Source organism: Celeribacter neptunius, assembly GCF_900113955.1.
GTDB lineage: Bacteria > Pseudomonadota > Alphaproteobacteria > Rhodobacterales > Rhodobacteraceae > Celeribacter > Celeribacter neptunius.
In genome coordinates, this window is the sequence record NZ_FORH01000002.1 from 472,098 (window position 1) to 495,634 (window position 23,537).

A 23,537-nucleotide genomic window follows, 5' to 3' on the forward strand; every position below is an offset into this window, starting at 1 on the left:
GGGGCGCCAGAGACGCCCACATCTAGGAGAAACACCATGCCGGGACCGCAACTTGATCCGGTCGAGAGCAACGCCACCCTGCCCGCCGAGGTCGATGTCGTCATCATCGGCGGCGGCATCGCCGGGGTCTGTACCGCGCTTGAACTCGTGGAGCGCGGCAAGACCGTCGCCCTCTGCGAGAAAGGCGAAATCGGCGCCGAACAGTCGAGCCGCAACTGGGGCTGGGTGCGCCTGACCCATCGCGACCCGCGGGAAATGCCGCTGATGGTCGAATCCGTGCGTCTGTGGAAGGCGATGAACGACCGCATCGGCGATGAGACCGGCTACCGGCAATGCGGGGTGACCTACACGGTCACCGACGACAAGGTTCTGGCCAGCGAAGGTGAGGCGGCCGAGGAGCTGCAGAAATATCAGATCCCGGCGCGTATTTTGAACGCGAACGAAGTGCGCGAGGCGTTTCCCGGATTTTCGCTCGACATCAAGGGCGCGCTCCACAACCCGCATGACGGCCGCGCCGAACCGCAGAAGGCCGCCCCCGCGATCGCCCGTGCGGTGCAGGCGCGGGGCGGCTCCGTGCATCAATATTGCGCCGTGCGCACGCTCGAGACGGCGGACGGCAAGGTCACCGGCGCGGTCACCGAGAAAGGCCCGATCAAATGCTCCGCCGTGCTGGTCGCCGGCGGGGTCTGGTCGCGGCTGTTTTTGGGCAATCTCGGGATCGAACTGCCCCAGCTCAGGACCAAGGGCACGGTGATGCGCACCGAACCGGTGGCCGACGGCCAGGAACAGACGCTCAAATCGCCGGGCTTTGCCCTGCGCAAACGGCTCGATGGCGGCTATAACATCGCCTCGGCGGCGCCGAGCCGCTATCAGCTCACCCCGGACAGTTTCCGGCTGTTCCGTGCCTTCCTGCCGACCTTGAAAAACGAATGGCGCAACATCTCTCTGGGTCTGGGACCAGCGTTCTTCGACGCGCTGCGCACACCGCGCCGCTGGACCGCCAAGGATGTCACACCGTTCGAGAAAAGCCGCATCCTCGATCCCGAACCGGACAGGCCGAGGATCGACAAGGTGCTCGACCTGGTGAAACGCGATTACGCGCCCTTCAAGGGCGCCAAGGTGGCCCAGCGCTGGGCCGGCTATATCGATGTCATGCCGGACATCATTCCGGTGATTTCCGAGACCAAGGGGGTGAAAAACGGCATCGACGGGTTGTTCGTTGCCACCGGGTTCTCCGGGCACGGGTTCGGGCTCGGCACCGGCGCGGGGCTTCTGGCCGCCGATCTGATCACCGGGCGCGCGCCTTGCGTCGATCCGACACCGTTCCGGCTGCATCGATTCTCCGATGGCAGCAAGATCACCCCGACCCTCGGCGTCACCCAGCGTTGAGACACGGCACAGAGAGGCCCCCATGACGCTCCTGATGAATGTCACCGATCCCGAGCGGCTCGCAGCCTTTGACGAGATCCTCGGAGTGGCGCAGCCGGGGCTCCGGATCGTCAAGCCGGGAGAGGCTTATGATCCCGAAGAGATCCGCTATCTCTTCACCTGGCAGCCGCTCGAGGATTGGGTCGCGCTGCCCAATCTCGAAGTGGTGTTCTCGGTGAGTGCGGGGGTCGATCAGTTCACCGCCCTGCCCGCGCATATCGCGCTGGTGAAAATGGTCGATCCGCTGAACACCGAACGGGTGGCGGATTATGTGCTCGCCGCCTGTCTCGTCGGTTTGCGAGACTTTCCGCGCTATGGCGAGCAACAGCGCCAACGACTTTGGCAGCCCGCGCCGGGGCGCACCATCGCGGAGACCCGCGTCACGGTATTGGGGCTGGGCCAGACCGGGCGGGCCGCCGCCGCGAAACTCGTCGCAGCCGGGTTCGAGACCTCCGGCTGGGCGCGCAGCGCGCATGAGATCGAGGGCATGACCTGCCGCAGCGGTGAAGCGGGGCTGACGGCGCTCCTGGCAGAGGCCGATATCGTCGTCTGCCTGCTGCCCCTGACCGAGGCGACCCGCGGCATTCTCTCGAAACCCTTGTTCGCACGAATGAAGCCCGGCGCCAGCCTCGTGCATGCCGGGCGCGGGCCGCAGTGCAATTTCACCGATCTCGCCGAAGCGCTCGAAACCGGTCAGCTCGGCAATGCGGTGATCGATGTGTTCGAGACCGAACCCCTGCCCAAGGCTGATCCTTGTTGGGACCTGCCCAATTGCCTGATCACCCCGCATGTGGCCGGACGCACCGGCGCCGAGACCGCGGCACGCAATGTCGCGCAGAACCTCGCGCGGCTGACCGCCGGGCAAGAGCTGCTCTGGCGCGTCGATCGGCAGAAAGGCTATTGATCGCGCCGGGTATGCCTTGTGCGCCTTGTGCGCCAGACGCACCGGGTGCGGCTAGACCCGGATGAGCTTGCAGCCCTCCTGCGCGCATCTCCGGGCCAGATCCTCGGACAGGTCCGCCCCGGTGACGATCACCTCATACTCCCAGAGCTGCCCGTGCTGACAGGCCAGATCGAGCCCGAGCTTTTCGGTATCCGCGACCAGGATCCGCGTTCTGGCACAGCCGGCGATGGCCTTGCGCGCCGCGATCTCGTCGGAATTGTAATCGAGCACCGCGCCGGATGCAGAGAGCCCGCCACAGCTGAACACCGCGTAATCGACGCGATATCTCGAAAAGAATTCGAAAGAGGCCATGCCGATCAGATCCAGATCGCGCATCCGGACGCTGCCGCCGGCCATCTCGACCACGGCGCCGGGAGCATGTTGCAGCGCACAGACCGCATGGATGCTGTTGCTCGCGACGAACAGGTTTTCGCGGGACGCCAGGAGACGGGCGCAATGTTCGACCGTGGTGCCGGTGCCCAGCGCCACACGCGCCCCATCGGGGATCAGGTTTTTCACCGCCAGAGCGATCCGCTGCTTTTCCTGTCTCGAGATGCTCTCCCGCGGCAGATAGCCGATATTCTCGCTCTGCTGCCGCAACCGCGCCGCGCCATTGCGGCGCTGCACCAGCCCGGCCTCATCGAGATCGCGCAAATCCGTCCGGATGGTCTGAACCGACACGGACAGGCGCTCGGACAGCTCTGCCGCGGAAAGGTCGCCGCTTTCCGACAGGAGCGAAATGATGCGGTCGCGCCGCTCTGCCAGATCCAACCGCCTCATGACTTTCCTTCGAAAACAACCACAGGTTTCATCCAAGGTTAGGCCGGATCGTTTTTTGGCGCAATATCATTAAAAAAGTTACAGTTTTGTCACAAAACCTTTGCGTGAACCGAGAATAAATCCCCCGTGAAAACTTTCGAACGAAAGCAAATTCCCAGGAGTTCCCGATGAAGACCTTCCTCACCTCGACCGCCTTTGCGCTTATGGCCTCGACCGCCATGGCCGATACGATCACGCTTTACACCTCTCAGCCCAACGCCGATGCGCAGAAGACCGTGGATGCGTTCATGGCCGCCAACCCGGGCACCGAGGTGGATTGGGTGCGCGATGGCACGACCAAGCTGATGGCCCGCCTGCGCGCCGAAATCGAAGCCGGCAACCCGCAGCCCGACGTGCTACTCATCGCCGACACCGTCACGCTCGAAGGCATGGCACAGGATGGCCTCCTGAGCGCCTATCAGTCGCCGGAAGCCGCGCATTACAACGCCGCGCTCTACTCGGCCGAAGGCTATTACTATTCCACCAAGCTGATCACCACCGGCATCGTCTACAACACCGGCATTGAAACCGCCCCGACCTCCTGGACCGATCTCTCGGAGGATGCGCTCAAGGGTCAGGTGGCCATGCCCTCGCCGCTCTATTCCGGCGCGGCGCTGATCCATCTCGCCACGCTGACCGGCGACAAGGATCTTGGCTGGGATTATTACGGCAAGCTGGCCGGCAACGAAGCCCGCGCCCAGGGCGGCAATGGCGGCACGTTCAAGGCCGTCGCCTCCGGCGAGAAACCCTATGGCATGGTCGTCGACTACCTCGCCATCCGCAACAAGGCCGACGGTTCGCCGGTCGATTTCGTCTTCCCCGAGGAAGGTGTCTCCTATGTGACCGAACCGGTGGCGATCCTGTCCACGGCGAAAAATATCGAAGGCGCGCAGAAGTTCGTCGACTTCGTGCTGAGCCAGCAGGGCCAGGATCTGGTGCTCGACATGGGCTATATCCCGGCGCGCGACGGCATGGGCGTGCCCGCCGGTTTCCCGGCACGTGAAGACATCAAGCTGATGGCTTTCGACCCGGCCGAGGCGCTGAAAAACGCCGAGGCCAACAAAGAGAAATTCGCAGAGCTCTTCGGCGCCGAATAATGCACCAAGCCTTGCGAAACGGGGGCAGCCGGTCCGAGACCCGGCTGCTCTCTGCCATTCTCGTCATCGCGATCGGGCTGACGCTCGCCCCCGTGCTGCGCCTTTTCGTCGAAGGGGTGACGCAGGACGGCGCACCGAGCCTGGCACTCTTCGACACGGTGCTGGCGCAGCCCGCCACCCTGAGCGCGCTCAAACATTCGCTGATCACCGCCGGGGCCGGCACATTGGTGTCGCTCCTTCTTGGCGCGGGCTTCGCCTTTCTCGTGGCCCTCACCGATCTGCGCGCCAAACCGGCGCTGGTGTTCTGCCTGATGATCCCGATGATGATCCCGCCGCAGATCACCGCGCTGTCCTGGACCCAGATCATGGGGCCGTCTTCGGTGCTGTTGAAAACCCTCGGGATCGCGCCGCCGCTGGGCGCGCCACAGCCGCTCTATTCGGCCGAGGGCATCATCCTGCTGCTCGGGCTTCAGCATATGTCGATCAACTTCCTGACCCTGCGGGCCGGACTGCGGGCGATCCCGCAGGAGGTGGTCGAGGCGGCGCGGATCAGCGGCGCCCGCGGCCTGCGCACCTGGTGGCAGGTGGTGATGCCGCTGACCCTGCCGAGCCTCGCCGCCGGCACCGCCATCACCTTTGTCACCGCCTTGGGCAATTTCGGCATTCCCGCCATGCTCGGCATTCCGGCGGGCTATGTGACCCTGCCGACGCTGGTCTATCAGAAACTCGCCGGCATGGGCACGACCGTGCTGGCCGAAGTGTCGGTCCTGGCCATGCTGATCGGCGCGGTCGCGGTGATCGGCATCCTGATCCAACGCTTCTTTCAATCCCGGCAGAGAGTCTATCTCGTCGGCTCCACCTCGCGCCCGCTGGCGATCCCACTGGGCGCGGCGCGTCTGCCGGTGGAAATCTTGCTCTGGGCCGTGGTCTTTGCCATCCTCGTGCTGCCGCTGTTCGGGCTGATCGCCACCTCGCTGGTGCCCGCTTACGGCGTACCGCTGCGGCTCGACACGGTGACGCTGGCCGCCTGGCAGGAGGTGCTGTTCCGACAGCCCGCCACCACCCGCGCTTTCGTCAATTCCTTTGGCCTCGCGAGCGGTGCCGCGCTCACCCTGATGCTGATCTGCCTGCCGCTGGCCTGGCTGATGGAGCGGCATCCGACCCGGCTGTCGCGCCTGTTCGACAGCCTGCTCGACCTGCCCTATGCGCTCCCGGGCGTCGTGCTGTCGATCGCGATGATCCTCCTGCTGATCAAGCTGCCCTTCACCGAGGCGACGCTCTACGGCACGATCTGGATCATCTTCCTGGCCTATCTGGCACGGTTCTTCGCGGTGATGTTCCGCCCCGTGCAAGCCAGCCTGAAACAGCTCGACCCGGCGATGGCCGAGGCGGCGCAATCGGTCGGGGCCGGCCTCACCCAGCGTCTGCGCGATGTGATCCTGCCGCTTTCGGCCCCTGCCGCCGCCGCCGGGGCCATCCTCGTCTTTCTCACCGCCTTCAACGAGCTGACGGTCTCGGCGCTTCTGTGGTCCTCGGGCACCGAAACCTTGGGCGTGGTGATCTTCAACCTCGACGACAGCGGCGAAACCGCCATGGCCAGCGCGCTTGCCATGACCATCGTGCTCGTCGTCATGGCGCTGATGGGGCTGATCCAGATCTTCGCCCGTCGCTTCCCGAAAGGAGTCGTTCCATGGCAGACATAAACCTGTCCTCTGTCGGCAAGACATTCGCAGGCACGCCCGCGCTCGCGGACATCACCACCCGGTTCGAGGATGGCGAATTCATCGCCCTGCTCGGCCCCTCGGGCTGTGGCAAGACCACGCTTCTGCGGCTTCTGGCCGGGTTCGACATGCCGAGCACGGGCCAGATCCGCATCGGCGCGCGCGACATGGCCAATGCCCGGACCGGCAAGATGGTGCCGCCGGAAGAGCGCAACATCGGCTTCGTGTTCCAGAGCTACGCGCTCTGGCCGCATATGACGGTGCGCCGCAACGTGTCGTACCCGCTGGAAATCCGCAAGCTGACCAAGCCCGAGATCGCCGCCGGAACCGAGGCCGCGCTCGCCGCCACCGGTCTTGCCCCCTATGCCGATCGCATGCCCTCGGATCTCTCGGGCGGACAGAGACAGCGCGTGGCGCTGGCCCGTTGCCTGGTGTCCCACCCCGATGCGGTCTTGCTCGATGAGCCGCTGGCCAATCTCGACGTCGCCCTCAGAGCCTCGATGCAGGAGGTGTTCACCGATTTTCACAAGCGCACCGGCGCCACCATGGTCTATGTCACCCATGATCAGGCCGAGGCGATGGCCATGGCCGACCGGATCGCGGTGATGGATCAGGGCCGCATCCAGCAATTCGACACGCCGCAGACCCTCTACGAACGCCCGCACAACCGTTTCGTGGCGGAATTCGTCGGGCGCGGCACCGTGGTGCCGGTTCAGGGGATCGAGCGGGACGAAAGCGCGCTTCACGCCCATGTTCTGGGGGCACGGATTGCGGTGCAAAGCGGCAACAATGCGCCTTCGGTCAGCCATGTCTGCCTGCGCCCCGAGAACCTCTCGATCACCGAGACCGGGGATCTGCGCGCCAAGGTCACGCGGGTCACCTATCTCGGCGGGCGGTATCTGTTGGAGACCGTGGCCGAATGCGGCACGCGGCTCCTGGCGGAGACGCGCGCGAAATTCGACATCGGCGCCCAGCTCGGCCTCACCATCACCACACCCTGGGCCTTTCGCGAGGATTGAAAATGGAAAGCGTAAGACTTCTCTCCGGCATCGGCGACAAGGGCCCGGCCTGCATGCGGCTCGATCTCGGTGACCGGATCTGGCTATTGGATTGCGGCTTCGGCCCCGAGGCCAATGCGCATTTCAACCCCGACTGGCTCAAGGGCGCCGAGGCGGTGTTCATCACCCATGACCATATCGACCATATCGGCGGCGCCTCGCACGCGGTGGAGGCCGGTCTGCCGATCTATGCCACGGCGCAGACCGCCAAGGCGCTGCCCCCCGCCGCGCAAGTGCACCTCCTGCCCGAACAGGGGGAGAGTGTGATCGATGGTGTGCGCCTGACCACCGGGCGAAATGGCCATGCCATGGGCGGGGTCTGGATGCATTTCGATCTCGGCGAGGGGCTGTTCTACTCGGGCGACTGGTCCGAGGAATCGGATTGGTTCCCCTTCGACATGCCTCCGCCCGCCGCCACCGCCATTCTCGATTGTTCCTACCATCTCGACGACGTGCCGCAGTCGGAGCGTTTCGCGGCCTTGGACCGCCTGCTCGACGGGCTGCACGGCCAGGTGCTCCTGCCGGTGCCGCCCTCGGGGCGCGCCGGCGAAATGGCGCTGCACCTGATCCGGCGCTACGGCGTGGAGAGCGTCATGCTCGATCCCGAATGCCGCGCCGCCCTGAGCGCGGCGCTCGCCAGCCCGGGGCTCAGCCCCGATGTGCAGGAAATTACCCCCTTGCTGGCCCGCGGCCCGATGGATCAGGCGCGGTTCCTGATCTGCGACACGCCCAATGCCGATGGCGGCGCCGCCTGGGGCTATGTCCGGGCCTGGAACGAAAGCGGCCGGCTGGGGCGCGACGCGCATGTCGTGTTCACCGGCCATATGACGGCGCATGCGCGCGGCATCTGCTCTGTTCCCGGCGGCTATTTCCAACGCTGGAACGTGCACCCGCCGCTGCGCGATCAGGTCAGGATGCTCGAACGTCTCGGGGCCAAACGCTTTGCCCCTGCCTTCTGCGCCCAGCCGGAGGATTACCTGATCGAAGATCTCGGCGTGGAGATTTTCCTGCATGATCCGGTGCGGCTATGACCGCGATCCCGGCCAAGAGCTTCTGCCTGATCCGCCACGGCGAGACCACGGCCAATGCCCGTGGCATCATCGCCGGGCACACGGATGTGGCGCTCACCGGGCTGGGCCGACAGCAAGCCCGCGCCCTGCACCAGCGGGTTTGGCCGGAGCGGATCGCGCTTCATTCCAGCCCGTTGTCGCGGGCGCGTGAAACATGCGGACTGGCCTTCCCGGGTCACGCCTTCACGCTCCATGACGGGTTGCGCGAACGGCACTGGGGCGTGTTTGAAACCCGCCCGCTGAGCGAACAGCCGAGGCGGGAAGACACGCCCGAAGCCGGCGAAAGCTGGCCCGACATGCTGGCCCGCGTGTCCCGAACGATTGCCGAAATCTGCGCGACCGGTGATGGCGCCCTGCCGGTTCTGATCTGCCATTCCGGGGTGATCCGCGCCGCCCGCGTGCTCTGGACCAGTGGCGACGTCGGCAACCGCCCGGCCAATGCCCGACCGATCCTGTTCAAAAAAACCGGACAGGGCTTCAAGGAGAAACAACTATGACCCATCCCAGCCCCGCTCTCCCGAGACCCTGTGTGGTCTTCGACGTCGATGGCACTCTGGCAGAGTTCGACGCCGACCGCCTCGGCCATCTCGTGCATGGGATCGAAAAGCAATGGGACGCCTTTCATCTCGCCATGGCCGATGCGCCGCTGATCGCGCCGATCGCCCGGCTGATGCGGCGCCTGAAGGACAGTGGCGAGACCATCGTGATCTGTTCCGGGCGTCCGCGCGGTTGGGCCGAACATACGATTGCCTGGCTCGAGAAACACGATCTGCCCTTTGACGGCATCTATCTGCGCCCCGAGGATCAGGACGAGGCCAGCGACCCGGATGTCAAGCGCCGTGCTCTGGCGGAGATGAAAGCCGACGGGCTCACCCCCTGGCTGATCATCGATGACCGCAGCTCCGTCGTCGACGCCTGGCGCGCCGAAGGGCTGGTCTGCCTGCAATGTGCGCCGGGAGATTTTTAAGGGGATTTCCGACAGGATTTCTGACGGCAGAGCCGCGCGCGGCGCCTTGACACCTCCCGGCCCGCCCGGCAGTCTCTGCCGCAACTCTGGTTGTCATTCGGAAAAGCGTTTTGGAACAAACCCCTCAGACCCTCGTCGTCGATCTGGACGGTACGCTCCTGAACTCCGATATGCTCTATGAGACCTTCTGGTCGAGCCTTGCCCATGACTGGAAGACCCCGTTTCGCGCCGCCGCCGCGCTGAGCCATGGCAAGGCCGCACTCAAACGGCTGCTGGCGGAACGCTCGTCCGTCGATGTCACCACCCTGCCCTATAACGAGGCGGTGATCGCCAGGCTGACAGACTGGCGCGCCGCCGGTGGACGTACCGCGCTGGTGACCGCCACGGATCAGAGCCTCGCCGATGCGATTGCCACCCATCTCGGCCTTTTCGACGATGTGATCGGCTCGGACGGGCAATCGAACCTGAAAGGCGCCCACAAGGCCGAGATGCTCGTGGCGCGCTATGGCGGGGACAAGGGCGGGTTCACCTATGTCGGGGATCATGCGGCGGATCTGGCAGTCTGGGCGGTGGCCGACGGCGCGATCACCGTGAATGCCAAACCGGCCCTGCGCGCCCGGGTTACCTGCAAGGGCGAGATCGAACATCTCGGGACCAGCAAACGCGACCCTCAGCCCTATTTCAAGGCGATCCGACCGCATCAATGGCTCAAGAACCTGCTGATCTTCCTGCCGATGCTGACGGCGCATGAGCTGAGCCTGCCGGCGTTTTTCCTGTCACTGATCTCTTTCGTCGCCTTCAGCCTGATCGCCTCGTCGGTCTATGTGCTCAATGATCTGCTCGATCTGAAGGGGGACCGGGCGCATCCGCGCAAACGGCGTCGTCCGTTTGCCGCCGGCACGATCCCGATTGCGCGCGGCACGGTGATGGCCATCGCCCTGCTCTGTGCCGGGCTGATCCCGGCAGTGCTGCTGGGCGGGCTGTTCCTGCAGGTGCTGATTGCCTATTACATCCTCACCACCGCCTATTCGCTCTATCTCAAGCGCCAGCTGGTGATGGACATCTTTGCGCTGGCTGCACTGTACACCATCCGCATTTTGGCCGGCGCGGCCGGCACCGGCATTCCGATCTCGGTCTGGCTCCTGGCCTTTTCGATCTTCTTCTTCTTCTCGCTGGCGGCGGTGAAACGCCAGGCCGAGCTGGTCGACAGTCTCAACTCCGGCAAGCTCAAGGCCCATGGTCGCGGCTATCATGTCAATGATGTGCCGATAGTGGCGATGATGGCGCTGTCCTCGGGCTATGTCTCGGTTCTGGTGATGGCGCTCTATCTGAAATCGCCGGAAATCGCCGTGCTCTATTCCGCGCCCGGGTATCTCTGGGGGGCCTGCATGGTGGTGCTGTTCTGGCTGTCGCGCATAGTGATGGTCACACATCGCGGCCAGATGAACGACGATCCGGTGCTCTATGCCGCCAAGGACCGCGTCAGCCTGATCTGCTTTGCCCTGATCCTGGCGCTTGGCGTGGCGGGCGCCACCCTATGAGCGCGCTCGCTCAGGGGCACCGCCGCCTCACCACGACGCAATTGGTGCTGCGTTACGGCGGTTTCGCGGTGCTGGCGACACTTGCCAATCTCGGCACCCAGCGGCTGGTGCTGGCCATCTGGCCGGAGGCGACAGGTCTTCTGGCGGCGCTGTTTTTCGGCACCGGTGTCGGGCTGGTGGTGAAATACATTCTCGACAAGCGCTGGATCTTTTTCGACATGGAGAGGGGCGCCCGGGCGCATGGCAAGAAATTCAGCCTCTACACGGCGATGGGGCTCGTCACCACGGCGATTTTCTGGGGCATGGAAACCGCGAGCTGGCTGATCTGGCGAACCGATCTGGCGCGCGAGGCCGGCGCCATATTGGGGCTTGCGATCGGCTATGTGGTGAAGTTTCACCTCGACCGCCGCTTCGTGTTTCAAAACCCAAGCTGAGCTGCCCTGACGGGGTCACGGGCGCCGCCCTTCAACGATCCCGTTTCAAGGCACTGCGCCCACGACGGCACCACAACGACAGCCCGCAACACCGGCAGCCACACTGGTAGCAACACCGGCGACACAGAGCATCGGCGGCGGCGGTGATGTCGCTAACATATATCGCATACATTCATATATTTTCCACAACAGCCGCAAACTATGTTAGAATAGGATGGTTCGGATATCTCACGAACCGCTTGCATTTTGCTGGGGCAAGACCAAAGCCCCGCGCTCAACGGTTGGTACCACCGGAAAGAGCGACGGGGTGAGAGACCAGCCACCTGTGGTGTGGCACGGTCTGGCACAGCGCGCAAAAAAAGGGGGGGGATGCTTTCGATCTCGAAAGCATCTTGTAGAAGGACATGGGGAATAGAATACCGTCACCGCGCCGCGAGGGGTTGGTGGTTTTTGTTGGCTCGATGCGTAGCTTTTCGGATGCGTTTCTGCGCGCCGTTCAATCCGAGATCGACAATGTCGATGCCCTGCGCCTGTCGCAGATCTCGGATCTGAAAGCCTTTGCCGCAGGCCTGTCCCAGCGGCTCTGGCTTATCGTGCTGCACAGCCGGAATTTCGACCATGTCAGCGATCCCTTTGCCCTGATCCGGGAGGTACAGCAAAGCTTCATCGACGCCGGCCACCCGCGCCCGGCCATCGTCATCGCCTATTCCGACATCAATGCGGTGACGCTCAACCGCGACGCGGCGATGAAGCTCCTGCGCGATCACGACAAGCTGCAGAATTTCTCCGGCCTCTTGCCGATGTCGCAGCCGATGGAGGTCTGGCTCGACATCCTGCGGTTACAGCTCAACCACGGCACCTATTTCCCCGTCGAGCTGTTGACCGATCTTCTGTCAAAACTGCCCATGTTCACCGAGATGCAGAGCGCCTCTGCCATCACCGTGACGCCGCTGGAGATGCTGCATGACTTCGGCCCCTTGACCCGGCGGGAAACCCAGGTGCTCTCCATGGTTGCCGACGGCTTGCAGAACAAGCAGATCGCCGACGAGCTGTCGCTGTCGGAACATACGGTCAAGCTGCACATGCACAATGTCATCGCCAAGCTGAAAGTGCGCAACCGCACCGAAGCGGCGATGCGCTACACCGAGATGCGGGACAGGGTCAGTTCAGAAGCCTGAGCCGGTTTCAGTCACGCCTTTGCAGCGTGATATTCGCGTGGTGTTCGCAGGTCCCGTTCACCGCAATCGGACCGAAGCCTGTGAGCGAACGAAAGCCTCACGACCCTACTCGTTCAGCCCGATGCAGACGGAGCGCTCAGCGCGCGTAGCAGCGCGACTTCTTGCCGAAACCCGCCGGGGAACAGACCCAGCTGCCATTGCCGAGCGGACGGCGGCTATCGGCCACCTGCACGTCCGGGGAGACGGCTTGGTTGCCTTTTTGCGACCAGTCGAAGCGCATCGCACCCTTGCCCGCAACGGTCTTGGGAGCGAGCTGCAACACCGGCACATCTTGCGGCGCCACGGCGGCGGGGGTCTCGGCCAGGGCCATCGATGTGCTCAGGGCCGCGCTCAGCGTGACACTCGCGGCAAGGGCGACAGCAGATCCCAGGGCCCGCGCAGCACGGCGGGTCGTCGAAACAGAAATATGGGTCATTTATACTCAGCCTCTCGTTTTATTTTCGCCAGAAGCGCCCCCTCCCGGGACCTTCAGCTCAGGTCGAGCCGTTCGAGACAGGGCGGCGCGATCTCTTGCGAACCGCTCTCATGCAACGCCTGTCACCGGACTTTCTTACTCCTGAACTCTTAAATTTTCTTCTACAGGTCAACTGTGGCCTTCCTGTGGAACGGGAGGGTCAGCTCCGTGAAATCCCCATAAAAAAAAGCGCAGGCATAAATACCTGCGCATTATCAGTCTGTTACTTTTGTTATTCAAAGGGGCCCGGCGGGTGGCGGAAAATCGCCGGGTCCCTCTCCGGATGGCTTCAGGCCACGGGGCGTTTGCCCGTCACCACGGCAAATTGACCTGAAGCCAAGGAGCTCTCTTCCGAAACCTCGCGCTTCGGCCCTGAGGTTTCGGATCTGGCGACGCGCGTGCAACCTTCGTATATTGCCCTGCGCTCCGCCAAGATCCGTCGCTCTGGGTCTCGGCTGAACGCTTCATTTCAACACTTGGTTTTTGACCCTCCAATCCGGGGCGCCAAAGCCCTCTGGCCACGGATAGACCTCGATCTGGTTGAAATAGGCCACGCCCACGAGGCTCGGATAATCCGCCACCTCCTGACGCACGGCGTTATTCCACATGTCGACGTAATCCTGATCACCGACATAGCCAAGCTCGGCGACCACGACCGGTTTGCCAAAGCTCGCTGCCCGTTCATAGCGCGGTGCGAAGATCTCTTCGAAGGTGCGGTCATGACCGTATTTCGCCTGATCCCAGGCCTGCAGCCCAAAGACCGTCAGCCCGACCAGATCGGCATAGTCGTCGCCCGGGTAGTAGTCTTCCATCCCTTCATCGCCCAAGGGCGACCACATGACGTTGATATTGGGCGCATGCGCCCGGCACACGTCGATCATGTGGCGATAGGCGGAGATATAGGTCTCCGGCTCCCAGCCAGACCAGATGAACTGACCGGAACTGTCGTCCATTTCATGGGCAAAGCGCAGGGTCACCGGGCTGTCCAATGTCCGCAACACATCGCAGACCGCGATCATGTTGGCGTCATAGCGCCCGTCCTCGATCCCGCGGCGCAGATATTGCGCAGTGTTGCGCTCGCTGCGCGACCAGGTCCAGGGTTCGAGCGTCACCAGAAGCGAGCGCCCGCGTTCCTTGGCATAGCGGTCCGCATCGTTCAGCGATGGCAGGTATACGTCCTCCCACGGCAGGAACAGATGTTCGATCACAACCTGCCCATCGGCGGAAAAATCCCCGTCAGGGTCATAGACCCCGAATGGCAATGTTCCCGGAGGGGCGGCCTGTGCCAGAGATGCGACCAAGGCGAGTGCAATCGCGACCCCCGTGGTCCCTTTCATCCTCTTAAGCGTCATCACACGCCTCCTTTCATTTGCCCGGTATGTTACTCGCGCCATTTTGGCTCGAAACTCACCCGGACCTCTCCCGGTTGCCCCATACCGGCACCGGAAACCACATATTCCACCTTCGTGACCTGCAACGGCCCCGAATTGATGCTGAGCGCATAGAGACCTTCGTCCCAATGCAGGCTTGTTGCCCAGAGCCCCAGCGCCATCACCGCGGTGAACCCGGTGAGATATCCCGGGACCTGCCGCCAGATCTGGTGCAGCGCACCGGCACGCCACGCGTCGCGCAAATGCCGGATCACGATCAGCCCCAGAAGCGCCGTGTAGGCGAAGCCGTTGATCAGAGCTAAAATATAGAAGCCTTGCGTCTCGACGACATTGCCCTGTGTCAAGACCGGCAGAATAGATCCCACGGCCAGGGCGCCATAGAGCGCGACAATCTTGGCCGGCAGCGCGCGACTGGCCGCTTCGCCCTTGGGCGTGATGCGGAAATCGACGAAACCGCCCATGACCCGATCCCGCACCGCCATCAGGCAGCCCCACAGGACCCAGGGCCATTGGATCAGCACGAAGAGCGCTTTTTCCCAGGCCAGAACCTTGGCGTCGAGCGGCCTGAAGAACCCATCGCCTTTCATCCGATAGGCAAACAGGATCATGATCACGACCATCGGCAGGACATGGCCGAGGAAGGCCGGATAATGCACATCGGCAAAGCGTTGATCGAACAGAAGCGCGGTGATCGGCACGAAATACAGCACCGCCATGGAAATCGCGAAGAAAGCATACCAGCTCTGCGCCAGCAGGAAGAGGAATTTCAGCCGCGGCGGCAGCTTGCCGAGATAGTCGGGCGTATAGCGCAGCAAGAGCGTCATCAGCGAGCGCGACCATTGGAATTCCTGGGTCACCAGATCGGGCAGGCTCGCCGGACCGTCGCCCACGGCGATCGCGTCCACCGCATGCACGCCCTTATACCCGGCGGCGGCCAGAAGCATGGTGGTCGAATGATCCTCGGCCAGTTCCGGACCAAGCCCCCCGGCCGCTTTCAAGGCAGAGGTCCGCACAGCGTAATGCGAGCCGATGCACATCGGCGTCAGCGCCCCGGCATAGCCGGTCTGGAACACGCCGTGAAACGCCGCTTCGGCATAGAGGCGCGTGCGCGCGGCCCAGCTTTCATCGGCGTTGGCGGCACAGATCGACGGTGCGGAGACATAGCCCACATCCGGGTCGGCAAAGGGGCGCAGCATCTCTCTGAGATAGCCGGCATGCGGCACGTGATCGGAATCGAGCTGGCTGACGATGTCGTAATCGCGATAGCCCCAATGATCATAGAAATAGGCCAGATTGCCCTCTTTGCAGCGCGTCCGGCGTGGCCATTCGCTCTGATGATAGAGATCACAGCCCTTGCGCGTGGACAATTTCACGCCATGGGCGGCGCACCAGTCCCGGGTCGCCTCGCTCGGGTCCTCGTCGGCCAGCCAAGTGTCATGCGCCACATCCTGGGCCAGCATCGCCTCGAGCGTCTTGCGCACCACCGAAAACGGCTCGGAGGGGGTCTTGGTGGTGATCATCGCCACCCGCCATTGTCCGGAGACCGGATCGGGCGCCGCAGAGCGCTGCGCCATGAAGAAGATCACCACGAAATAGAGCTGCATGCCCCAGATCCAGGCCAGAACCAGCGTCACGGTGAGATAGGGGGCAAGGCCGATCACGTGATCCGGACGCAGCCACCAGCCCCAGAAGAACAGCGCGGAGAGGCCCCACAGTGCGGCGATGACACCATAGGTCCGGCGCTGCCGAGGGCTGAGCATCGGGGCAAGATAACCATTATGTGTCAAAGCTTGTTTCATTCCCCCCTCCCGTCTTCAAACCCTCTCGGTTTCGACCTGAAACCAGGGCATGGCATCCTCGACCATCCGGTTGAGATCGCGCAGACGCGCCCGGAAGCCCAGAATTTCAAACGCCCGTGTCGGATCGGCCACCAGAGCCGCCGGATCGCCTTCGCGCCGCGGCGCGAGTTCATAGGGCACGGAGCGGCCACTGACCGCTGTCACCGCATCGATCACTTCGCGCACGGAGGCGCCAGTCCCGGTGCCCAGGTTCACCGCGAGGCTGTCGCCGCCGCTCTCGAGATGACTCAGGGCCAGGAGATGCGCGCGGGCCAGATCCTCGACATGGATATAATCGCGGATGCAGGTGCCGTCGGGCGTGTCGTAATCCGTGCCGAACAGTTTGAGCGGCGGGGCGGAACCGAAAGCCGCCATCAGCGCCAGCGGGATCAGATGCGTCTCGGGCAGATGCCGTTCGCCGATCTCGGCCTCGCTGTCGGCGCCGGCGGCATTGAAATACCTGAGCGCCGCATAGCGCAGATCGGATGCGGCCGCGGCATCGCGGAGCATCCATTCGCTGACCAGCTTGGTCCGCCCGTAAGGGTTGATCGGGTTCTGCGGCGTCTCCTCGGTGATCGGCAGATGATCGGGAATGCCATAGGTGGCGCAGGTCGAGGAAAACACGATCTTGTTCACCCCCGTGGCTGCCAAGGCGCTCATCAACACGCTCATACCGCCGAGATTATTGTCGTAATAGAGCTGCGGCCGGACCATGCTTTCGCCGACATAGGCCAGCGCCGCGAAATGCACCACCGCCTCGATTTCATGCCGGGTCAGAACCCGCATCACCGCCTCGCGGTCACGCAGGTCGGCGACTTCCAATGGTCCCCATTTCACCGCGTCTTTATGCCCGCGCGACAGGTTGTCGATCACCACGGGTTCGATCCCCTCCTGCGCCAGCGCCTTGCAGAAATGCGAGCCGATATAGCCAGCGCCGCCGGTCACCAGAATCCGTTTTGGCAGATGATGTTGAGAGAGTGTCATACCCGCACTCCTTCCTCCGCGGCCAGATAAGGCATCCTCATTTCCGGTTCATGCTGCGGCATGCGCTGCAATTCTCTGCGGAAATAGGAAATCGTCGGCAAAAGCCCCTGACGCAGCGGCATTTTCGGCTCCCATCCCAGAACCGCCTTGGCCCGCGAAATATCCGGGCGCCGTTGCAACGGATCGTCCTTCGGCAAAGGCCGGAAGGTCAGCGGCAGATGCGTACCGGTGATGTCGCGCACCAGCTCGGCCAGTTCCAGCATGGTGAATTCGCCGGGATTGCCGAGGTTCACCGGCATGGTGATCGGTGCCTGGCCTTCGGGCACATCTTCGGTATTCATCAGCGCCATCAGCCCGTCGATCATATCGCTCATGTAGCAGAACGACCGGGTCTGCAGCCCGTCGCCATAGATCGTGAGCGGCTTGCCGGACAATGCCTGAACGACAAAGTTCGACACCACCCGCCCGTCATCGGGGTCCATGTTCGGCCCATAAGTGTTGAAGATCCGGGCGATCCGCACATCAACGCCATATTGGTGATTATATTCATAGAACAGGGTCTCGGCGGCGCGTTTGCCCTCGTCATAGCAGGACCGCGGACCGACCGTGTTGACATTGCCGCGATAGTCTTCGCGCTGCTCCGGGCGGTCCGGGTCGCCATAGACCTCGGAGGTCGAGCTTTGCAGAATCCGTGCGCCCTTGTCGCGCGCCAGATTGAGCAGGTTCATCGCACCCTCGACATTGGTCGCAAAGGTCTTGATCGGATCGATCTGATATTTCGGCGGCGAGGCCGGGCAAGCCAGATTGTAAATCTGCGTCACTGGTTGCGAAATGCGAATTGGCTTGACGATATCATGTTGCATGAACATGAAGCGCGGATGGCGCAGAAGCCTTTCGATATTGGACATGCGCCCGGTTTCCAGATTGTCGAGACAGGTCACATAGGCCCCGCCCTCAAGCAATCTCCGACACAGGTTCGAGCCCAGGAACCCTGCGCCACCTGCCACCAGAACGTGATCCCGTGAGGGGACCCAACCGATCTTGTCCTTGAAACCAAAGTCAAATCTTGTCGTCATCTCTAGGTCCTCCCCTACCCTGTCCCTTGGCACGCGGTCATGGGACCGGTGTCGCGATACCCCCCCATGGGTATCGTCAGAACATGACTAGAGAGCCCGCCCTCTTGCGGCTTGGACCCGTTTCGAGTTCTTCGAACTTACCTATTTACCCCTGAAAATCCCCTCCGCACTCTGTGCATGAGAGATAGGACTCTCTACCTTTGAAGGTTAATACTTTCTTACCTCAGGGCCTACCTAGCTGTTCGACCAGCATGCCCCCGGAAATTTCGCGCTCTGCGTGTAAAACCTGATCCTTCGATCAGGTTTTCATGATGAATAGATAGAATTGTAGACATTCTCCCCGCAAAGACCGATTCTTCCGCCTTAAAATCGCTGCATTCTTTTAGCCCCTCAGACTGCTAGGCGACCAGACCACAGGCCATCCCGGCCGTCCCGCGCACCGCGCACCGAGCCCCGCGAAGACTTCCCGAACCCGCTCCAAACCGGCCATATCGCTTTTGCGCTTGAAAACCGCTGGACCTGACAGATCCTTGGCATAGCTATGACTTCCGTGGACCCGGCGCGGTCGTCTGCCCCCGGCCACGGAGAGAGAGTGCAATGAGGAGGAAAACATGAGTCTGGATTTGTTGATCGGCGGCACGGATGTCGCAGCCGAAGGCGCCCGCAGCTATCGCCGCATGGACCCGGTGACGGGTGATCTGGCGACCGAGGCCGCTGCCGCCTCGGTCACGGATGCGCTCAAGGCCGTGGCCTGCGCGCAAACGGCCTTTGCCGAATGGTCGGCCACCGGGCCGGACGCCCGCCGGGCGGTTCTGGTCAAGGCCGGCGACATCATGGAGGCGCGCGCCGGGGAGTTCGTCGAAGCCATGGTCACCGAGACCGGGGCGACGGAGGTCTGGGCCGGGTTCAACGTCCATCTCGCCGCCGGCATGCTGCGCGAGGCGGGGGCGATGACCAGCCAGATCGGCGGCGAGGTCATTCCCTCGAACAAGCCCGGCACGCTGGCGATGGCCGTGGCCAAGCCGCGTGGTGTCTGTCTCGGTATTGCGCCCTGGAACGCGCCGGTGATCCTCGGCACGCGGGCGGTGGCGATGGCGCTGGCCTGTGGCAACACCGTGGTGCTGAAATCTTCCGAGCTTTGCCCGCGCGTACACCGGTTGATCGGCGAATGTCTCACCGAGGCCGGCCTGCCCGCGGGCGCGATCAACGTGATCTCCAACGCGCCCGAAGATGCCGCCGATGTGGTGAAAGCCCTGATCGAGGCGCCGGAAGTGCGGCATGTGAATTTCACCGGTTCCACCGCGGTCGGGCGCATCATCGGTCGTCTGGCCGGCGAGAACCTGAAACCCGCGCTGCTGGAGCTGGGCGGCAAGGCACCGTTCATCGTGCTTGCCGATGCCGATCTGGACGGCGCGGTGAACGCGGCCATTTTCGGCGCTTTCATGAACCAGGGTCAGATCTGCATGTCGACCGAACGGATCATCGTGGTCGAGGCGGTCGCGGACGCTTTCGTCGAGAAACTCGCGGCACGCGCCGCCAGCCTGCCTTATGGCAATCCGCGCGAGAAGGTCGTGCTCGGCGCGCTCGTGACCGAAGATGCGGCGCAGAAAATGGATGCGCTCATTTCCGACGCCACGGGCAAGGGCGCCAAACTCGTCGTCGGCGGCACCCGCAACGGTGCGATCCATTCGGCGACGCTTCTCGATGGCGTGACCTCCGAGATGCGCATCTATGCTGAGGAAAGCTTTGGTCCGGTCAAGTCCATCATCCGCGTCAAGGACACCGACGAGGCCGTGAACGTGGCCAATGACACCGAATACGGGCTGTCTGCGGCGCTGTTCTCGCAGGACATCACCACGGCGCTCGACGTTGCCAACCGCATCCAGAGCGGCATTTGCCATATCAACGGCCCAACCGTCTCGGACGAACCGCAAATGCCCTTTGGCGGGGTGAAAGCCTCCGGCTATGGCCGGTTCGGCGGCAAATCCGGGATCGCGGAATTCACCGACCTGCGCTGGATCACCATCGAGGACCCGGGCCAGCACTACCCGTTCTGATCGAAGTGCGTTTGATCTGAAGGCTTCCCAAGATGGACGAGAGCATCTCTGCCGCTCTCGTCCTTTTTTGTCACCGCTGCGCAAGCCGCCGGCCGATAAAAAGCGCCGACAGCGCGGTCAACAGCGCCAGCGCCAGAAACAACACACGACAAGCCAGTTCAACCGCGGGCAAGAGCTCCGGGGAAACCGGCCCGCCCGCCACAATGGCCGTGGCCGTGGGCTCGGGCACCTGCCCCAGACCGGTGATCAGCCGCGTCGGCTGCGCGCCCTGATCGATCACCTGGTGGGCTGAACCCGAACCCGCATCTGTCTCTCAGATATCGAGCTTCGGGAAATAATCCCCGGTGTGGCCGACGATCCAGTCGCGCACTTTTTCGGCCGCCGGGGACAAGGGCCGGTCCTGCCCCGAGAGCAGATACCATTGCCGATAGATCGGCGAGCCCTCGACCTTGAGCGCCACCAGACGCCCCGAGGCCAGTTCCTCGGCCACCGTATGGGCCGAAATCATCGCCAGCCCCAAGCCGCTCAACACCGCCTGCTTGATCGTCTCGTTGCTGTCCATTTCCAATGTCGGCGCGGTATGGCCAAGACCGATCTCATCGAGGAACCGCGCCGCCAAAATGCGTGTCCCCGAGCCTTCTTCGCGCATCACCCATCGCTCGCTCAACAGCGCCTCGCGCGGCACATGCGGCACCCTCGCCAAAGGATGATCAGCCGCGGCAATCACGATATGCGGATGTTCACCCAGTGCGATCTCATGGGTCAGCGGGTCCCGCGGCGGCCGCCCCATGATGCAGAGATCGAGCGCGCCGCGTTTGAGCGAGGCCACGGTGTCGCGCCGGTTCGCGATGCTCAGCGAGATCTCGATGCCCGGGAATTCCCGTTGGCACAGGGCGACGATTCTCGGGGCAAAATACTTGCCGGTAGAGACGACACCCAGCACGACAGAGCCGGAATGGCCGTGATTGAGCGCATTGATATTGGTGATCGCACGCTCCAGAGCGGCGCGCAGCTCGTCATAGGCTTCGAGCAGAACCTCGCCCTGCGGCGTGACGCTGTTGCGCGCCCTTCCCTGTCGCACGATGAGCGGAGAACCAATGATTTCCTCAAGCGTTTTCAATTGGCTATGAACAGCCGGCCCGGTCAGCCCGAGCTGTTCGGCGGCAACGGAAATATTGCCGGTCTGGGCCACGGTTTGCAGTGCGCGCAATTGCCGCAGTGAGAGCTGATCGAGTCGTTTCATAAATTTATTTTACACTACTGGTTAGTTTTTTAAATTTTTTTATAGGTTCGTTTACGGAATGTTGAGGCGGAGATTGATGAGGAAGGGAGGCCTCGCCAATGCCGCTACAGACAGACAATTCCCATGGTGAGATCCCCGAGGCCCTGCGCCCGGCGCTTATCGCGCTCTGCGATGTCGGGGCGCAGCTCAGCCGGATCATCGCCCTCGGCCCCCTGGGCGATGCCCTGGGTGGCAAGCTCGGCGCCGAGGTCGGCTCCAACACCGATGGCGACACGCAAAAGGCGCTCGACGTGATGGCCGATGAGCTCTTCGCCGAGGCGCTCAAGGGCACCGGTGTGCGCTGGTACGCGTCCGAGGAACAGGACGAGGTGGTCGAGATCGACACGCAGGGCACGCTGGCCCTGGCCATCGACCCGCTGGACGGCTCATCGAACATCGATGTGAATGTCTCGATCGGGACGATCTTTGGCATCCAGCCGGCGCTCGATCAGGGCGAAGAGACCTTTCTGCGCGACGGCACGCATCTTCTGGCCTCCGGCTATTTCATCTACGGGCCGCAGACCATTCTGGTCGCCACGTTCGGCGATGGCGTGCGCCATTTCATCCTCAACCGCGACAGCGGCATGTTCGAGGAGGCGCCGAAGCCGCCCTCGATCCCCTCGACCGCCAGCGAATTTGCCATCAACGCCTCGAATTACCGGCATTGGGCGAGCCCGGTGCGCGCCTATATCGACGATTGCATCGCCGGTGTCGAAGGCCCGCGCGGCCGCAATTTCAACATGCGCTGGGTCGCCTCTCTGGTGGCCGAAACGCATCGGATCATGTCGCGCGGCGGGATCTTTCTCTACCCGTCCGACAGCCGTGACGGCTATCAGAACGGTCGGCTCAGGCTGGTCTATGAATGCGCGCCGATTGCCTTTCTCGTCGAACAGGCGGGAGGCAAGGCCACGACCGGCACCAAGCGGATCCTGAGCTGCGTGCCCGATCAGCTGCATACCCGCGTGCCCTTCGTCTTTGGCACATCGGACAAGGTCGAACGCGTCGCCACCTATCACGATCTGCCACAGAACGAGGTCTCTGCCCTGTTCGGCAATCGCGGTCTCTTCCGCGCCTGAGATCCGTGCCTGAGATCCACGCTTAAAACAACGGGCTGCGACAGACAGCCCGGCACCAAACTGCCCACGCACCCATCGCCATGTTCTGCGCCTCGCAGAGCGCCCCACGCATAACGACATTGCGCCCCCTGAGATCAGAGAGAGAGCCCCCATGTCCAAGAAACACCCGATCATCTCCGTCACCGGTTCTTCCGGCGCCGGCACCTCCACGGTCAAATCCACTTTCGATCAGATTTTCCGTCGTGAGGGGATTTCCACCGTCTCCATCGAAGGCGACGCGTTTCACCGCTACGACCGGATGGAAATGAAGGCCGAGCTCGACAATCGCAAGGCGGCGGGCGACGAGACTTTCAGCCATTTCTCTTATGAAGCCAATGAGTTGGAGAAGCTCGAAGACGTGTTCCGCACCTATGGCGAGACCGGCGGCGGCGAGACCCGCCATTATATCCACGATGACAAGGAAGCGGCACTTCACGATACGCCGCCGGGCAAGTTCACCGACTGGGCGCCCTTCGCCGACGGCTCGGATCTCTTGTTCTACGAGGGGCTGCATGGCGCCGTGGTGAATGACACGGTCGATATCGCGGCCCAGGCGGATCTCAAGATCGGCGTGGTGCCGGTGATCAATCTCGAATGGATTCAGAAGATCCATCGCGACAGCTCGCAGCGCGGCTATACGCCCGAGGCGGTGACCGACACGATCCTGCGCCGCATGCATGCCTATGTGCATTGCATCTGCCCGCAATTCTCCGAGACCGACATCAATTTCCAGCGCGTGCCCGTCGTGGACACCTCGAACCCGTTCATCGCCCGTTGGATTCCCACCGCCGATGAGAGCCTCGTGGTGATCCGGTTCAAGAACCCGCGCGGCATCGATTTCCCGTACCTGATGTCGATGATCGAAGGCAGCTGGATGACCCGGGCCAATTCTCTGGTGATCCCCGGCGGCAAGATGGATCTGGCGATGCAGCTGATCTTCACGCCGATGATCCTGCGTCTGGTCACCGACTCCAAGCGCGTCTGAGCCCCCGTTTCACCCCATTTTGCGAACGCTCTCCGAGGA

At 63.1% G+C, this 23,537-nt stretch carries 22 protein-coding genes; 14 read left to right on the top strand and 8 right to left on the bottom strand.

The features are described from left to right. Positions 1-36 precede the first annotated feature (36 nt). On the top strand, positions 37-1,389 hold the full coding sequence (locus BM151_RS08405) for an NAD(P)/FAD-dependent oxidoreductase (protein ID WP_090059960.1): 1,353 nt from the start codon (positions 37-39) through the stop codon (positions 1,387-1,389). Positions 1,390-1,411: 22 nt separating this feature from the next. After that, positions 1,412-2,332, top strand: coding sequence for a 2-hydroxyacid dehydrogenase (locus BM151_RS08410; protein WP_177213069.1), 921 nt, complete (start codon positions 1,412-1,414; stop codon positions 2,330-2,332). 51 nt (positions 2,333-2,383) lie between these two features. Here BM151_RS08410 and BM151_RS08415 read toward each other — a convergent pair whose 3' ends face one another. Beyond that, a complete protein-coding gene (locus BM151_RS08415) occupies positions 2,384-3,151 on the bottom strand; it encodes a DeoR/GlpR family DNA-binding transcription regulator (RefSeq protein WP_090059964.1) in 768 nt (255 codons plus the stop codon). A 167-nt stretch (positions 3,152-3,318) separates the two neighbouring features. On the opposite strand from BM151_RS08415, the gene BM151_RS08420 reads away from it, so the two are divergent. The 9 genes from BM151_RS08420 (at position 3,319) to BM151_RS08460 (ending at position 12,256) form a co-directional block, all read left to right on the top strand. Continuing rightward, positions 3,319-4,287 carry an ABC transporter substrate-binding protein gene (locus tag BM151_RS08420; RefSeq protein WP_090059966.1) on the top strand — a complete coding sequence of 323 codons (969 nt, stop codon included), beginning with the start codon at positions 3,319-3,321 and terminating at the stop codon, positions 4,285-4,287. Continuing rightward, positions 4,287-5,990 (top strand): ABC transporter permease, encoded by a 1,704-nt coding sequence (locus tag BM151_RS08425; protein WP_090059967.1) that lies wholly within the window; start codon positions 4,287-4,289, stop codon positions 5,988-5,990. Before BM151_RS08420 ends, BM151_RS08425 begins: the two co-directional genes overlap by 1 nt. Beyond that, positions 5,978-7,027 carry an ABC transporter ATP-binding protein gene (locus BM151_RS08430; RefSeq protein WP_090059969.1) on the top strand — a complete coding sequence of 350 codons (1,050 nt, stop codon included), beginning with the start codon at positions 5,978-5,980 and terminating at the stop codon, positions 7,025-7,027. The genes BM151_RS08425 and BM151_RS08430 overlap by 13 nt, the downstream gene beginning before the upstream one ends. A 53-nt stretch (positions 7,028-7,080) precedes the next feature. Continuing rightward, positions 7,081-8,097, top strand: a complete 1,017-nt coding sequence (locus tag BM151_RS08435) for an MBL fold metallo-hydrolase (protein ID WP_090060130.1) — start codon at positions 7,081-7,083, stop codon at positions 8,095-8,097. Beyond that, positions 8,094-8,633, top strand: a complete 540-nt coding sequence (locus BM151_RS08440) for a histidine phosphatase family protein (protein WP_090059971.1) — start codon at positions 8,094-8,096, stop codon at positions 8,631-8,633. The genes BM151_RS08435 and BM151_RS08440 overlap by 4 nt, the downstream gene beginning before the upstream one ends. Next, positions 8,630-9,103, top strand: coding sequence for a phosphatase domain-containing protein (locus BM151_RS08445; RefSeq protein ID WP_090059973.1), 474 nt, complete (start codon positions 8,630-8,632; stop codon positions 9,101-9,103). The genes BM151_RS08440 and BM151_RS08445 overlap by 4 nt, the downstream gene beginning before the upstream one ends. Before the next feature lie 110 nt (positions 9,104-9,213). After that, positions 9,214-10,644, top strand: coding sequence for a UbiA family prenyltransferase (locus tag BM151_RS08450; protein WP_245781146.1), 1,431 nt, complete (start codon positions 9,214-9,216; stop codon positions 10,642-10,644). After that, a complete protein-coding gene (locus BM151_RS08455; RefSeq protein WP_090059978.1) occupies positions 10,641-11,078 on the top strand; it encodes a GtrA family protein in 438 nt (145 codons plus the stop codon). Before BM151_RS08450 ends, BM151_RS08455 begins: the two co-directional genes overlap by 4 nt. A gap of 461 nt (positions 11,079-11,539) precedes the next feature. After that, positions 11,540-12,256, top strand: a complete 717-nt coding sequence (locus BM151_RS08460; RefSeq protein WP_177213071.1) for a helix-turn-helix domain-containing protein — start codon at positions 11,540-11,542, stop codon at positions 12,254-12,256. Between the two features lie 136 nt (positions 12,257-12,392). On the opposite strand, the gene BM151_RS21430 is transcribed toward BM151_RS08460, so the two are convergent. From BM151_RS21430 to BM151_RS08485, 5 genes are all read right to left on the bottom strand, one after another. Then, positions 12,393-12,731: a hypothetical protein gene (locus BM151_RS21430; RefSeq protein ID WP_143093074.1), complete on the bottom strand. Its 339-nt coding sequence runs from the start codon at positions 12,729-12,731 to the stop codon at positions 12,393-12,395. Positions 12,732-13,234: 503 nt separating this feature from the next. Then, positions 13,235-14,122 (bottom strand): glycoside hydrolase family 26 protein, encoded by an 888-nt coding sequence (locus BM151_RS08470; protein WP_143093075.1) that lies wholly within the window; start codon positions 14,120-14,122, stop codon positions 13,235-13,237. A gap of 29 nt (positions 14,123-14,151) precedes the next feature. Continuing rightward, positions 14,152-15,960 (bottom strand): glycosyltransferase family 2 protein, encoded by a 1,809-nt coding sequence (locus tag BM151_RS08475; protein WP_090059984.1) that lies wholly within the window; start codon positions 15,958-15,960, stop codon positions 14,152-14,154. Positions 15,961-15,975: 15 nt separating this feature from the next. Continuing rightward, positions 15,976-16,962 (bottom strand): UDP-glucose 4-epimerase GalE, encoded by a 987-nt coding sequence (gene galE, locus BM151_RS08480; RefSeq protein ID WP_090060132.1) that lies wholly within the window; start codon positions 16,960-16,962, stop codon positions 15,976-15,978. Between the two features lie 17 nt (positions 16,963-16,979). Beyond that, positions 16,980-18,059, bottom strand: coding sequence for a UDP-glucuronic acid decarboxylase family protein (locus BM151_RS08485; RefSeq protein ID WP_090059986.1), 1,080 nt, complete (start codon positions 18,057-18,059; stop codon positions 16,980-16,982). Positions 18,060-18,670: 611 nt separating this feature from the next. Here BM151_RS08485 and BM151_RS08490 point away from each other — a divergent pair. Further along, positions 18,671-20,116: an aldehyde dehydrogenase gene (locus BM151_RS08490; RefSeq protein ID WP_090059987.1), complete on the top strand. Its 1,446-nt coding sequence runs from the start codon at positions 18,671-18,673 to the stop codon at positions 20,114-20,116. A gap of 70 nt (positions 20,117-20,186) precedes the next feature. Here BM151_RS08490 and BM151_RS08495 read toward each other — a convergent pair whose 3' ends face one another. Then, the gene (locus BM151_RS08495; protein WP_090059989.1) at positions 20,187-20,396 is read right to left on the bottom strand and encodes a hypothetical protein; all 210 of its coding nucleotides are present in this window, start codon (positions 20,394-20,396) and stop codon (positions 20,187-20,189) included. 33 nt (positions 20,397-20,429) lie between these two features. Continuing rightward, complete coding sequence (locus tag BM151_RS08500) at positions 20,430-21,359, bottom strand: LysR family transcriptional regulator (protein ID WP_090059990.1); 930 nt, start codon at positions 21,357-21,359, stop codon at positions 20,430-20,432. Between the two features lie 98 nt (positions 21,360-21,457). Between BM151_RS08500 and BM151_RS08505 the strand changes: the two genes are divergently transcribed. Together BM151_RS08505 and BM151_RS08510 are read left to right on the top strand one after the other, a co-directional pair. Further along, positions 21,458-22,474, top strand: a complete 1,017-nt coding sequence (locus BM151_RS08505; protein ID WP_090059992.1) for a class 1 fructose-bisphosphatase — start codon at positions 21,458-21,460, stop codon at positions 22,472-22,474. A 151-nt stretch (positions 22,475-22,625) separates the two neighbouring features. After that, positions 22,626-23,498, top strand: coding sequence for a phosphoribulokinase (locus BM151_RS08510; protein WP_090059993.1), 873 nt, complete (start codon positions 22,626-22,628; stop codon positions 23,496-23,498). Positions 23,499-23,537 lie beyond the last annotated feature (39 nt).

Excerpts from the sequence above, each read along its gene's own strand:
- BM151_RS08405 (WP_090059960.1), top strand. The coding sequence starts at position 37 with ATGCCGGGACCGCAACTTGATCCGGTCGAGAGCAACGCCACCCTGCCC.
- BM151_RS08410 (WP_177213069.1), top strand. The coding sequence starts at position 1,412 with ATGACGCTCCTGATGAATGTCACCGATCCCGAGCGGCTCGCAGCCTTT.
- BM151_RS08415 (WP_090059964.1), bottom strand. The coding sequence starts at position 3,151 with ATGAGGCGGTTGGATCTGGCAGAGCGGCGCGACCGCATCATTTCGCTC.
- BM151_RS08420 (WP_090059966.1), top strand. The coding sequence starts at position 3,319 with ATGAAGACCTTCCTCACCTCGACCGCCTTTGCGCTTATGGCCTCGACC.
- BM151_RS08425 (WP_090059967.1), top strand. The coding sequence starts at position 4,287 with ATGCACCAAGCCTTGCGAAACGGGGGCAGCCGGTCCGAGACCCGGCTG.
- BM151_RS08430 (WP_090059969.1), top strand. The coding sequence starts at position 5,978 with ATGGCAGACATAAACCTGTCCTCTGTCGGCAAGACATTCGCAGGCACG.
- BM151_RS08435 (WP_090060130.1), top strand. The coding sequence starts at position 7,081 with ATGCGGCTCGATCTCGGTGACCGGATCTGGCTATTGGATTGCGGCTTC.
- BM151_RS08440 (WP_090059971.1), top strand. The coding sequence starts at position 8,094 with ATGACCGCGATCCCGGCCAAGAGCTTCTGCCTGATCCGCCACGGCGAG.
- BM151_RS08445 (WP_090059973.1), top strand. The coding sequence starts at position 8,630 with ATGACCCATCCCAGCCCCGCTCTCCCGAGACCCTGTGTGGTCTTCGAC.
- BM151_RS08455 (WP_090059978.1), top strand. The coding sequence starts at position 10,641 with ATGAGCGCGCTCGCTCAGGGGCACCGCCGCCTCACCACGACGCAATTG.
- BM151_RS08460 (WP_177213071.1), top strand. The coding sequence starts at position 11,540 with ATGCGTAGCTTTTCGGATGCGTTTCTGCGCGCCGTTCAATCCGAGATC.
- BM151_RS21430 (WP_143093074.1), bottom strand. The coding sequence starts at position 12,731 with ATGACCCATATTTCTGTTTCGACGACCCGCCGTGCTGCGCGGGCCCTG.
- BM151_RS08470 (WP_143093075.1), bottom strand. The coding sequence starts at position 14,122 with ATGACGCTTAAGAGGATGAAAGGGACCACGGGGGTCGCGATTGCACTC.
- BM151_RS08475 (WP_090059984.1), bottom strand. The coding sequence starts at position 15,960 with ATGAAACAAGCTTTGACACATAATGGTTATCTTGCCCCGATGCTCAGC.
- BM151_RS08485 (WP_090059986.1), bottom strand. The coding sequence starts at position 18,059 with ATGACGACAAGATTTGACTTTGGTTTCAAGGACAAGATCGGTTGGGTC.
- BM151_RS08490 (WP_090059987.1), top strand. The coding sequence starts at position 18,671 with ATGAGTCTGGATTTGTTGATCGGCGGCACGGATGTCGCAGCCGAAGGC.
- BM151_RS08500 (WP_090059990.1), bottom strand. The coding sequence starts at position 21,359 with ATGAAACGACTCGATCAGCTCTCACTGCGGCAATTGCGCGCACTGCAA.
- BM151_RS08505 (WP_090059992.1), top strand. The coding sequence starts at position 21,458 with ATGCCGCTACAGACAGACAATTCCCATGGTGAGATCCCCGAGGCCCTG.
- BM151_RS08510 (WP_090059993.1), top strand. The coding sequence starts at position 22,626 with ATGTCCAAGAAACACCCGATCATCTCCGTCACCGGTTCTTCCGGCGCC.